The organism is Fibrobacter sp. UWH4 (assembly GCF_900142475.1).
Lineage (GTDB): Bacteria > Fibrobacterota > Fibrobacteria > Fibrobacterales > Fibrobacteraceae > Fibrobacter.
On sequence record NZ_FRAY01000002.1, the window covers coordinates 584,514 to 596,637 of the forward strand.

Here is a 12,124-nt window from a genome sequence, read left to right on the forward strand (position 1 = left end):
CAAAAGCCGCCGGATTTATTCCGACGGCTAAGCCGAATGGACTCCGAGCGGTCTTTTACCTTTTATCGCGGTCGATCCAGGGGCGGGCGGTATGGCCCGTGTAGATCTGGCGCGGACGGTTGATCTTGGAATTCGGATCGTCGTGCATTTCTTTCCAGTGGGCAATCCAGCCGGGGAGTCGGCCGATGGCGAACATCACCGTAAGCATGTTCGTCGGAATGCCCATGGCGCGGTAGAGAATGCCCGAGTAGAAGTCCACGTTCGGGTAGAGCTTGCGTTCGATAAAGTAGTCGTCCTTGAGGGCGGCTTCTTCGAGCTTGAGCGCAATGTCCAGAAGCGGGTCGTGGAAGTGTTCGCGTTCGAACACCTGGTACATGAGCTTCTTCAAGACCTTCGCGCGCGGGTCGTAGCTCTTGTAGACGCGGTGGCCGAAGCCGGAAAGACGGAACGGGTCGTTCTTGTCCTTGGCCTTTGCCATCACCTGGTCAATGGTCATGCCACTCTGCTGAATGCGCAGGAGCGTTTCGAGCACGGCCTGGTTTGCACCGCCATGAAGCGGACCCCACAAGGCGCAAATGCCTGCACAGATACTTGCGTACAAGTTAGCGTGAGAGCTGCCCACCATACGCACGGTAGAGGTAGAGCAGTTCTGTTCGTGGTCGGCGTGAACAATCAGAAGCGTGTTCAGCGCCTTTTCCATAATCGGATCCGGATGGTAGGAACGGGCCTTGCTGCTGAACATCATGTTCAGGAAGTTGCTGCAGTAGCTGCGTTCCGCTTCGGGGTACACGAACGGTTCGCCGATGCTTGCCTTGTAAGAGAAGGCGGCAATCGTGCGGATCTTCGAAATCAGGCTCGCGGTCGTGAGGTCGAACACGTCGGCGATGTTTTCGTCGTCGTAGAAACGCGGCGTAAACAGACCCACGGCGTTCACGATGGAGCTGAGGATGCCCATCGGGTGGGCGCTCGGCGGCATCTGCCTAAAGAAGTGCAGAAGGTTTTCGTGGAGGAGGGCGTTTTCGGTCAACAACGTACGGAATCGCGCGAGCTGCTGCTGAGTCGGCAGTTCACCGTAAATCAGGAGCCAGGCGGTTTCGGGGAAGGTTGCCTTTTCGGCAAGGTCTTCGATGCTGTAGCCGCGGTAACGCAGAATTCCCTTTTCGCCGTCCACGTAAGTGATGGCGCTGCGGGTGCTACCGGTGTTCAGGTAGCCGTAATCCAAGGTTACCAGGCCGGTTTCCTTGCGGAGTTTGCAGATGTCGAGACCGTGTTCGTTTTCAGCACCTTCAACAACAGGGAGCTCGATGCTCTTTCCGTTGTAACTTAAAATGGCGTTGTCGGACATGTATCCTCCAGGTGATTAATTAAGAGTTCGGAATTCAGAGTTCAGAACTTAAATAGTCGCGGCGTAGCCGCCTTATTAACAACTCCGAAATCCGAAATCATAATTCTGAATTTAGAATGAAATCTACGATTTCATTTCCATGATGCAATTATAGATATTGTCGAAGAGCTTGGGAAGCTTTTCGGTCGGCACGGCAGAGAATGCGAGGCGGATCAGGCCAGAAAGCATGATGGTGCCCGTGCTGTAATCCTTGATGAGCTTTTCGCGGAGTTGTTCTGCATCGACGCCCTTCGGCTTGATGCACATAAAGTAACCGCTGTTGCACGGCATCGGGTCGAAAGCTTCCTTGTATTCCGGATGGGCGGCGAGGACTTCCTTGATGATGTCGTAGCGCTTCTTGAGGGTCGCGTACTTTTCGGCCTTCTGCAGGGCGTATTCCGGGCTCTGGTAAGCGGCAAGCAAAATCCTCTGGCTGATGGAAGGGCCATTCGAGATGTTACCGCGGACGGTGCCGGCGGCCTTGTCTTCCATGGCCTTGAGTTGGGCTTCGGTTGCACCCTTGAAACCAAAGCTCATGAAGCCCACGCGGAAGCCCCATACGTAGTCTTCCTTGGTCGGGCCGTCGAGCTTGACGGCGAGGAGGTTTTCGTGAGCGTCCACGAGTTTGACGAACAGGGATTCCTTGGTCACGCCTTCTTCGTACACCAGTCCGAAGTAGGCATCGTCGAGGAGGGCCACCACTTTGTTGCCCTTGGCGGCACATTCGGTGAGGATCTTGGCGATTTCAACGGCTTCGGTTTCGGTAGCGGTGTAGCCGGTCGGGTTGTTCGGGAAGTTCAGGAGCACGACCTTCTTGTCGCCCTTGCTGTTTTCCAAAGCGGCCTTCAAGGCTTCGGTATCGAAACCGCCGTTCTTGAAGGTGTTGAAGGTCTTGATCTTGGCGCCGCGGGCGTTTTCGAACACGAGCTCGTAGTTGTCCCAGTACAGGTCCGGGATAATCACTTCGTCACCGGCGTCGAGGAACAGGTAGCCGGCGCAGCTGATGGCGTGGGTGAGGGCGCAGGTCACGACCGGCGTGCTGAAGTTCTTGTTTGCAAGCGTCGGGTTCTTGATGATGACCTGCTTCTTCCATTCCTTGCGGAGGTCCGGGTTACCGAAGCTCGGGGCATACAGGAAGGACTGTTTGGGCAGATTCAGGGACTTGAGAACGCAATCCAGCACGAGCGGAGAGCCGTCGTCTTCGAGGGCGGTGCCAATCGTAGCGTTGATCTCGGAGCCCTTGGCTTCGGCGCCCTGGCCGAGGATTCCCTTGCGGGGGAAGAAAATCGCCTTGCCCTGTTCAGAGAGCATGTCGAGAACTTTGCAGCCGTTTGCAGAAAGTTCTGCATTCAGAGCCTGTGCTAAAGGATTGTAGTTCATGGTTTGTGTCCTTTGAAAATTTTACGAGGCCAAAGATAGAAAAAATCACCTATTTTTTCTAATTGCAAATTGCTTACACTTCGCCGATACGGGTCATTTTAAGGAGCGGCATGCCCGCGTCGCGGCATTCGGCAAGATTCACATCGAAATCGATGCTCCAGTCGTTAAAGTCTTCTTCGTCTTGCAGCATCTGCTGCACGTGCATGATATCACCTTCGTAGGTGATAATCGTATGGTGCAACGAGCGGCCTTCGACATCGAGACGGAACTTGTGGTGTTCTGCGGTATAGGCGGCCATGATTTCCATGAGGCCGTTTTCGGTCCAAGGCTTTCCGTCGCCGTCCTCGAGCATCTGCCCTTCGGCGAGGTCATCGGCGAGCATGTCGAGCACATCGCCATAGGCCTGCTTCTGCAAAGCGGACATAAGCTGGAAGATGCGCTGGCGTACCATGACGATAAAGCGTTTCTTGTCGTAGGTGATGTCGGCGGCCACCTTGTCGGCCCCGAAGGCGGTCTCGAGTTCCGTGGCGCCTGCGGCTTCCATGCGCTTCTGGTAGTCTTCGGGGTGCGCCATCTTTTCCCATTCTTCGAGCAGGCTCGAGTCGGTGCGACGAATCATGTCGCCGAGGTAGTCCTGCATGTCGAGGAGCTCTTCGTTCTTGTAGCCGTCGGGAACCGTCTGGCTGAGCACCTTGTAAACGCCGTTGATATGCCGGAGTAGAATTGCTTCCATGCGCTGCAGGCCGTACTGCTTCACGTAGCCGCTAAAGGTGCTGAAATTTTCGAACATTTCGCGCACGATGCTCTTGGGTTCGATATTCACGTCGACCCAAGGGTGTTCTTCGGCAAAGGCGTTGAAGGTGTCGTAAATGAAATCGCGAAGCGGCTTGGGGTACTCAACTTTTTCGAGTTCTTCCATGCGCTGGTTGAATTCAATGCCCTGCGCCTTGAGTTCGTCGAGGCGGGCGTTACGCGCCTTGTTCTGCTGAATGCGGAGGATTGCATCCGGATTTTCCACAATGCTTTCGCACAAAGTAATGACATCGAGGGCGTATTCGGGGCTTTCGCGGTCCAGTTTCGGGAGCGTATCGACCAGGTACAGCGAAAGCGGCTGGTTCATGGAAAAGTCGTCTTGCAAGTCCATGTTGACGCGGAGTTTGCTGTAGCCGGGCGCAATCGGTGTCACAAATTCAATGATATTCTTCTTGACGAGGCTCTTGAAAAGCTGAAAAGCACGGTGTTGCAATTTCTTTTTGCTTGCGATACTTTCGTGGCAATCCTTGAGCAGGTTGCGCATGGCGGTGCAGCCGTCCGTAGGGCGGCTCAGAATGTTCAAAAGCATTCCGTGACTCACCTGGAAACTGGATGTTAGCGGTTCCGGCGAAGCTGCTATCAATCGCTTGTAGGTGCTTTCGTCAAAGGGAACGTAGCCGTGTTCGGGCGGTTTCTTTTTCTGGAATTTTTTGCCAGTCTGCTTGGTTTTGGCCTCGAGTTTCAGGTTCTCGATCACATGCTCGGGAGCCTGCGCCACTACGTAGCCGATGTCGTCGAACCCCTTGCGGCCTGCGCGGCCTGCAATCTGGTGGAAATCGCGGGCGGTCAGGATCGCCGTCTTGTCGCCGCTGTACTTGCAGAGTTGCGTGAAAAGCACCGTTCGAATGGGAACATTCACGCCGACGCCCAATGTGTCCGTGCCGCAAATGACTTTAAGCAGGCCCTTTTGCGCAAGTTTTTCGCAGAGAATGCGGTACTTGGGCAAAAGTCCCGCATGGTGCAGGCCGATGCCCTGCTTGAGCCAGCGCTTGACTTCGGGGCCGTAGGGGCTGCTGAATCGGACTTCCTTGATGGCGTCGTTAATGGCTTGCTTTTCTTCTTTAGTGCAGAGGTCCAAGCTCATGAAATTCTGGGCGTTGGTCGCCGCGGCGGCCTGCGTAAAATGCACCACATAGACGGGTGCCTTGCCGCCCGACACAAGCTTTTGCACCGTGTTCGAAATTTCGGTTTCGGAATAGCTGAAATCGAGTGGAACCGGACGCTGCGAAGACCTTACCGTCACCGACTCGCGGCCCGTATGCTTCGTCATGTCGCGTTCGAAAAATTCGGTGGCGCCGACGGTTGCGCTCATGAGCAAAAATCTTGCCTGCGGAAGCGTGAGTAACGGAACTTGCCAAGCGACGCCGCGTTCCTTGTCGGAATAGTAGTGGAACTCGTCCATGACCACGTCGGTAATGGTGAGCTTTTCGCCTTCGTTCAGCGCCATGTTGGAGAGAATTTCTGCGGTACAACAGAGTATCGGTGCATTGTGGTTTACGGTTGCATCACCTGTCGAAAGTCCTACATTCTCGGCACCGAATTCCTTGCAGAGCGCCATCCATTTTTCGTTGACCAGCGCCTTGATGGGGCAGGTGTAGACGCTTCGGCGTCCATGGGCCAAGCTGTCGAAATGGAGGGCCAAGGCGACCATCGATTTGCCGGAGCCCGTGGGTGTGTTCAAGATGACGTTTTTGCCGTCCAAAAGCTCCAAAATGGCTTCTTCCTGGGCGGGGTAGAGTGTGGTGCCGCGGGATTCCGCCCATGCCATAAACGCATCCAACAGGGTCTCGGCGCCTTCGCCGGCGTTAAATGGGGTTTGGGGCAAGAAATCTTTTAGGCGTTTGGGGGCGTTTTCACTCATAAAGCCAAAGATAGCTTTTTTATATATAGTGCGTTTTTTCTAAATTATACAGACATCGTGTGTTAGAGGAAAAACGCTTTATGGCTACGAAGAAAAAAGAAGATACCGATCTTGGAGAACTTTTAAAGGAACTGGCCAAAAACTGGCCCATTATGGTTCCTATTATGCTACTCGCCGGCATCATCGGCGTATTTGTCGCGATGTGGGTGAGACCGGTTTATCAGGTGGATGCGCTTCTGCAAATCGAATCTAAAAATAGCAAGCCCTCGGGAATGATGGGTAGCCTCGGCGCTTTGTTTGCGACAAGTAGTCCCGCCGAAACTGAAATGGAACTAATCAAGAGCCGTCAGGTGATGGGCGCTGCCGTTGAAAAAATGCGCCTTGACCTAGTCGCAGATCCTCAAAGCAAACTGGACCGTCTCATGCACAAAGAAGGCCGCCTAGAGCTGAGCAACTTCAATGTGCCCTGGAACAACGTCCCTAAAGAAAAACGTAATCTGCCCTGGACCGTCGTCGCCAAGGATTCCCTAGGCAACTTTGAGCTCTTCGACCAAGACAAAAAATTGGTCCTCACAGGAAGTGCTGGGCAAACCTATCATTTCACTTATGCCGGCGATACGGCCTCTTTCGGAATTTTCCGTGCCGAGGTTCGCCCCGGTCAAACATTCTCCGTATACAAACTCAAGCGCCTCGACGCTATCGAAAAATTTCGTGGAGCGTTCAACGTTTCCGAAAAAGGCAAGAAAACAGGAATCCTTGAATTTTCGTACCAGGATATTTATCCGGACCGCGGTGTAGAAATTTTGAACGAGGTTGCATCTTCTTACTTGCGACAGAATGTCGAGGAACGCAATGCGGAGGCCCAAAAGACCCTGGAATTCCTCGAAAAACAGCTTCCCGATGTCAAGGCCCAGATGGATTCGTCCCTCATGAACTTGAACACCTACCGTAACCGCGTCGGTTCGGTAGACATCAATGCAGAAACACAGTTGGTGTTACAGCGTCGTATGAAGCTGCAACAGGATATTCTCGCCCTACAGCAGCGCAAGCAAGAAGCAATCCGTCTGTTCCATTCCGAGCATCCCACCGTAAAAACTCTGGAAGATCAAGAAGACGCTCTACGCCGTGAACTTGCGGGAACCTCCAGCGAAGTAAAGAAGCTTCCCGCCACCCAGCAGGAAGTGCTTAAGTTGCAGAACCAGGTGGAACTGACAAAGGTCATGTACACCACCATGCTCAACAACATCCAGCAGTTGCGTCTCGTTTCTGCCGGTGAGGTCGGCTCGGTTCGAATCATTGATTTCGCCGAACAGGTGACAGTCCCCACAAAGCCAAAGAAGAAAGTTATCCTGTGCGTTGCCCTGTTCCTCGGATTCCTGTTGGGCGCAACAATCGTCTCGATCAAGTCTAAGTTTAGCAGTGGCGTCAAGAGCGCGAATTTCATCGAGAAAGAAACAGGCTTCACCGTTTATGCCAAGGTTCCCAAGGGCAATCCGAAGGGAACCAAGGGGACCCGTCCCCTGGCCGTGGTGGAACCAGACGACGTCGCAGTAGAATCGCTCCGAGCATTGCGTTCATCCCTTGAATTTTCAATGATGGACGAAGGAGGCTCCATTATCGGCGTAAGCGGCCTTATCCCCGGAGTGGGCAAGAGTTTTATCTCGGTAAACCTCGCCGCTCTGTTTGCCGGTCTCGGCAAGAAGGTGCTGCTCATTGACGCAGACCTGCGTAAGGGTCGTTTGCACAAGGAATTCGGCATCAAGCGCGGGGACGGACTTTCCCAGATACTCCTCCGCAAGGTGGAACCAGAAGACGTGATTTTCCCCACCGAAGTTGAGAACCTTTTTGTCATCCCGTGCGGCAATGTTCCCGCCAACCCGGCGGAACTCCTGGGGTCCAAGCATTATTCCGAAATAATCAACAAATTCAAGCAGGAATACGACCTCGTAATCGTCGACACTCCGCCCATTATGCTCGTCACCGACGCCGCGCTCGCCTGCCATGTCGCCGACCAGATCGTGATGGTCATTGAATTCAATAAGCATTCAATCGAAGCCATCAAGGACGGTATGTCGCAGATTCTCAAGGGCAACCCGCAGGCCCACGCCTCGATTGTCATCAACAAGTACGAGCACAGCCGCACCGAAGGCTACGGCTACAAGTACGGTAAGTACTAATTAACCGACGAAGGAGTCAATATGAAAGGAATCGTTCTCGCCGGGGGCTCCGGAACAAGGCTTTATCCGCTGACCATGGTCACCAGTAAGCAGCTTTTGCCTGTTTACGATAAGCCCATGATCTACTACCCGTTGTCAACACTGATGCTCGCCGGCATTCGCGACATCCTGATTATCTCGACCCCGACGGACTTGCCCAACTTTGAACGACTCCTGGGCGACGGTTCTACCATGGGACTGCACCTAAGCTATAAGGTACAGCCTAGCCCTGATGGCCTTGCGCAAGCCTTTATCCTCGGCGAAGAATTTATCGGAAACGACTGTTGTGCGATGGTCCTTGGCGACAACATCTTCTACGGCAACGGTTTCAGCCCGCTCCTCAAGGCGGCAGTCAAGAATGCCGAAGAAAAAGGTCGTGCAAGTGTCTTCGGCTACTACGTCGAAGACCCGGAACGCTTTGGCGTCGTAGAATTTGACGACAACGGAAAGGTGATTTCTGTCGAAGAAAAGCCGAAAGAACCGAAGAGTAATTACGCGATTACGGGCCTCTACTTCTACGACAACCGAGTTTCCAAATATGCAAAGGCTCAGAAGCCCAGCGCTCGTGGCGAGCTTGAAATTACAGACCTCAACCGTGTTTACCTGGAACAAGGGGAACTCGACGTAAAACTGCTCGGCCGTGGTTTCGCCTGGCTTGATACCGGCACCATGGACAGCCTCATCGAAGCAGGCGAATTCGTGAAGATGGTCGAAAACCGCCAAGGAATCCAGATTAGCGCAGTCGAGGAAATTGCCTATATCAATGGTTGGATTAGCAAGGAAAAGCTCCTTGAATCCGCAGCCAAGTACGGCAAATCCCCCTACGGTCAACATCTGCGCAAAGTTGCAGAAGGAAAGATTAAGTATTAGTAAGCAGTAAACAGGACGATCTTGGTTGAAAATCCTAATCACAAACCACCAACCACCAACCACTTTTCACTATGAAACGATCCATTGTCATCACCGGCGGTGCAGGCTTTATCGGAAGCCATGTCGTTCGACTCTTTGTCAATAAGTATCCTGAATACAAGATTATCAACCTCGATAAGCTTACCTATGCGGGCAACCTCGCGAACTTGAAGGACATCGAGAACAAGCCGAACTACAAGTTCGTGAAGATGGATATCTGCGACTTTGACGCGTTCTACAAGCTCATGCAGGATGAGCATGTCGACGGTATCATCCACCTGGCAGCAGAAAGTCACGTGGACCGCTCCATCAAGGACCCGTTCACCTTCGCGAAGACCAACGTGATGGGAACTTTGAGCCTGTTGCAGGCCGCGAAACTTTACTGGGAATCCTTGCCCGAAAAGTACGAAGGCAAGCGTTTCTACCACATCTCTACCGACGAAGTCTATGGCGCTCTCAAGATGAACCACCCGGAAGGCATCACGCCCCCGTTCACCACGACGGCTTCCAGCTCCGAACATCACCTGGCCTACGGCGATGATTTCTTCTACGAGACCACAAAGTACACGCCGCATTCTCCGTATTCTGCATCCAAGGCGGGCTCCGACCACTTTGTGCGCGCGTTCCACGACACCTACGGCATGCCGACGATTGTCACGAACTGCAGCAACAACTACGGTCCGTACCAGTTCCCCGAAAAGCTGATTCCGCTATTCATCAACAACATCCGCCACAAGAAGCCGCTCCCGGTTTACGGCAAGGGCGAGAACGTCCGCGACTGGCTCTTCGTGGAAGACCACGCCCGCGCCATCGACGTGATTTTCCATAACGGCAAAATCGCCGAAACTTACAACATCGGCGGTTTCAATGAATGGAAGAACATCGACATCATCAAGGTCGTCATCAAGACTGTAGATAAGTTGCTCGGCCGCGCCGAAGGCGAGGACATGAACCTCATCACCTACGTGACGGACCGCCTGGGCCACGACGCCCGCTACGCCATTGACTCCACCAAGCTTCAGAAGGAGTTGGGCTGGGAACCGTCCCTGCAGTTCGAGGAAGGAATCGAGAAAACCGTGCGCTGGTACCTCGACAATCAGGAATGGCTGGACAACATCACCAGCGGCGACTACGAGAAGTATTACGAAAGTATGTACAAGGGAAAGTAGAACTTAGAATTTAGAACTTAGAATTTAGAACTTAGAACTTAGATTTATTTGTTCGTCTAAGAGCGAAGCGGTCTAAGTTCTGCCAACTACCAACTAAATATGTCCAAATTCAACTTTATCAAAACCTCCATCGAGGGCGTGACAATCATCGAGCCGACGGTCTATGGCGACCATCGCGGCTATTTTATGGAAACCTACAACAAGGCTGAATTCGACGCAGCCGGCTTAAACATGGTTTTCGTACAAGATAACGAATCCAGAAGCAAAAAGGGCGTGCTTCGCGGGCTCCACTTCCAGAAAAAGAATCCGCAGGGTAAGCTCGTGCGCGTCATCGAAGGTGAAGTCTTTGACGTCGCTGTAGACCTGCGCAAGGGAAGTCCCACGTTCGGCAAGTGGGAAGGCGTCACGCTTTCTGCCGAAAACAAGAAGCAGTTCTACATTCCCGAAGGTTTTGCCCACGGTTTCGTGGTGCTCAGCGAAACAGCGACTTTCGTGTACAAGTGCACTCGTCTCTACGACCCGAAAGACGAAGGCGGCCTGATGTGGAACGACCCTGAAATCGGCATCGAGTGGCCGGTAGGCAACGGCTTCGAGCCGCTTCTCAGCGAAAAGGATACGAAGAACCCTGCTCTTAAGGATTTGAATTTTTCTTTCGAGCTTTAAAGCCAAATAAAAAAGGAACTAAGAAGAATTAAAAGTGATTTTAATTCTTCTTTTTTTTGCTGTCATTTCCGTTAATTATTTATAACAATTACATGTCTTTTTTCTATCTTAGCATCCAATGAAACACATTCTAGTTGTATGCACAGGTAATATTTGTCGAAGCCCTACAGGCGAATACTGCCTCAAGAAAGAATTGGGCCCTGAATTTGAAGTGATGAGTGCCGGCCTCGGGGCATTGGTTGACCATCCCGCACATGAACTCAGCCAAAAAATCGCGCTGGAGCATGGCATCGATATGAGCGCACATCGAGCCCGTCAAATCAATCTGGACATCCTTAAGTGGGCCGATTTGATTCTCGTTATGGAAAATGGCCACAAGATGGAGCTCCTGCACCGCTATCCGTGGCTAGAAGGCAAAGTTTTCCGCTATGGTGAACCTCAGCGGGTCGACGTTCCCGACCCGTACCGCCGTCCCGAGAACGCCTTTGTTCTCGCATGGAACTTCATCTCCAAGCTGACTCCTTATTGGGTTGAAAAAATCAAACAAAGTGAAGGCCAGGCATAGCTGGCAGAAAAGGGTTGATTTATGAAAAAAATGTTTTTAGGCCTTTGCTCCATGGCATCCGTCGTCTTGACCGGTTGCTTTGCCGGTCCACAGATGCAGATGTCCTTGCCGAGCGATTCTGCCGAATATAACGGCATGACGGTGCAAATTCACTCCATCGACCAAGGCGATCTTGGCAAGAGTGTCGTAACCGCCGATGGATCATCTGACCTTGGCGATTTGAAGGACCTGGTTGTCGATTCCCTTCCTGAACTGGAATACCGCATTGGACCTCTGGACATGGTTCAGGTGGTGGTGTGGGAACACCCGGAACTGACCTCTCCGATGGGTCAGTACCAGCCCGCAGGCCAGAAGGTGACTACCGACGGAAAGCTTTTCTATCCCTACGCCGGTGAACTCCAGGCGGCAGGCCTGACAGCCCAGGAACTCCGCGCCGAAATTACGAAGCGTCTCTCCGACAAAATCTTGAACGACCCGCAGGTCGATGTCCGCGTTACCGGCTACAACAGCCGCAGGGCATTTGTGGCTGGCGCCGTGGAACGTCCGGGTTTCGTTTCGTTCAACGAAAATCCGATGACACTCCCCGACATGATTGCAAGCGTCGGCGGATTCACCAAGGAAGCTGATCCGTCTGCAATGCAACTTCGCCGTGGCGACAAGGTCTACAGCATCAACTACCTTGACGCCTTCAAGTCCAACCTGCCCCTTGAACGCATGATGGTTCAACCCAAGGACCAGCTCTTTGTTCCGGCACTGTCCGAAACGCAGAAGGAACAGAAGGTCTACGTGATGGGCGAAGTCGGCAGGTCTGGCATCGTGAATATCTACAGCGGCAAGTTGACCCTCGCCGAAGCTCTCGCCTCCGCCGGCGGCTTGCAGGCTTTGAACGCCACGTCCCGCGGCATCTATGTGATCCGCAATTCTTCTGAAACCAAGATTGACGTGTTCCAGCTGAACGCCAAGAACGCGATGGCACTTGCGATGGCCGACCGTTTCGAACTGAACGCCCGCGATATCGTGTACGTGGATGCTTCCGGTCTCGCCACCTGGAACCGCCTCATCAGCTTGATCCTCCCGTCCGTCCAGACGGTCTACTATGGTATGCTGGCTACGCATAACGCCTACATTGTCAAGGACGACATAAAAGGCAAATAGTAAGGAACT

General features: G+C 52.9%; 9 protein-coding genes. 6 read left to right on the plus strand and 3 right to left on the minus strand.

The annotated features are described in order from the left end of the window. Positions 1 to 55: 55 nt before the first annotated feature. The 3 genes from BUA93_RS05250 to BUA93_RS05260 form a co-directional block, all read right to left on the minus strand. On the minus strand, positions 56 to 1,345 hold the full coding sequence (locus BUA93_RS05250) for a citrate synthase (protein ID WP_072978014.1): 1,290 nt from the start codon (positions 1,343 to 1,345) through the stop codon (positions 56 to 58). 123 nt (positions 1,346 to 1,468) lie between these two features. After that, positions 1,469 to 2,764, minus strand: a complete 1,296-nt coding sequence (locus BUA93_RS05255) for an aminotransferase class I/II-fold pyridoxal phosphate-dependent enzyme (RefSeq protein ID WP_072978016.1) — start codon at positions 2,762 to 2,764, stop codon at positions 1,469 to 1,471. A gap of 73 nt (positions 2,765 to 2,837) precedes the next feature. Next, positions 2,838 to 5,438, minus strand: coding sequence for a DEAD/DEAH box helicase (locus BUA93_RS05260; RefSeq protein ID WP_072978018.1), 2,601 nt, complete (start codon positions 5,436 to 5,438; stop codon positions 2,838 to 2,840). Between the two features lie 80 nt (positions 5,439 to 5,518). Between BUA93_RS05260 and BUA93_RS05265 the strand changes: the two genes are divergently transcribed. From BUA93_RS05265 to BUA93_RS05290, 6 genes are all read left to right on the plus strand, one after another. Then, positions 5,519 to 7,615 (plus strand): polysaccharide biosynthesis tyrosine autokinase, encoded by a 2,097-nt coding sequence (locus tag BUA93_RS05265; protein ID WP_072978020.1) that lies wholly within the window; start codon positions 5,519 to 5,521, stop codon positions 7,613 to 7,615. A 21-nt stretch (positions 7,616 to 7,636) separates the two neighbouring features. After that, a complete protein-coding gene (gene rfbA / locus BUA93_RS05270; protein ID WP_072978022.1) occupies positions 7,637 to 8,524 on the plus strand; it encodes a glucose-1-phosphate thymidylyltransferase RfbA in 888 nt (295 codons plus the stop codon). A gap of 71 nt (positions 8,525 to 8,595) precedes the next feature. Next, entirely contained in the window at positions 8,596 to 9,732 is a 1,137-nt protein-coding gene (locus tag BUA93_RS05275; RefSeq protein ID WP_072978024.1) for a dTDP-glucose 4,6-dehydratase, read from the plus strand. Positions 9,733 to 9,831: 99 nt separating this feature from the next. Next, positions 9,832 to 10,395 (plus strand): dTDP-4-dehydrorhamnose 3,5-epimerase, encoded by a 564-nt coding sequence (gene rfbC / locus BUA93_RS05280; RefSeq protein WP_072978026.1) that lies wholly within the window; start codon positions 9,832 to 9,834, stop codon positions 10,393 to 10,395. A gap of 118 nt (positions 10,396 to 10,513) precedes the next feature. Further along, positions 10,514 to 10,960, plus strand: coding sequence for a low molecular weight protein-tyrosine-phosphatase (locus BUA93_RS05285; protein ID WP_072978028.1), 447 nt, complete (start codon positions 10,514 to 10,516; stop codon positions 10,958 to 10,960). Positions 10,961 to 10,981: 21 nt separating this feature from the next. Then, positions 10,982 to 12,115, plus strand: coding sequence for a polysaccharide biosynthesis/export family protein (locus tag BUA93_RS05290; RefSeq protein WP_072978030.1), 1,134 nt, complete (start codon positions 10,982 to 10,984; stop codon positions 12,113 to 12,115). Positions 12,116 to 12,124: the final 9 nt, after the last annotated feature.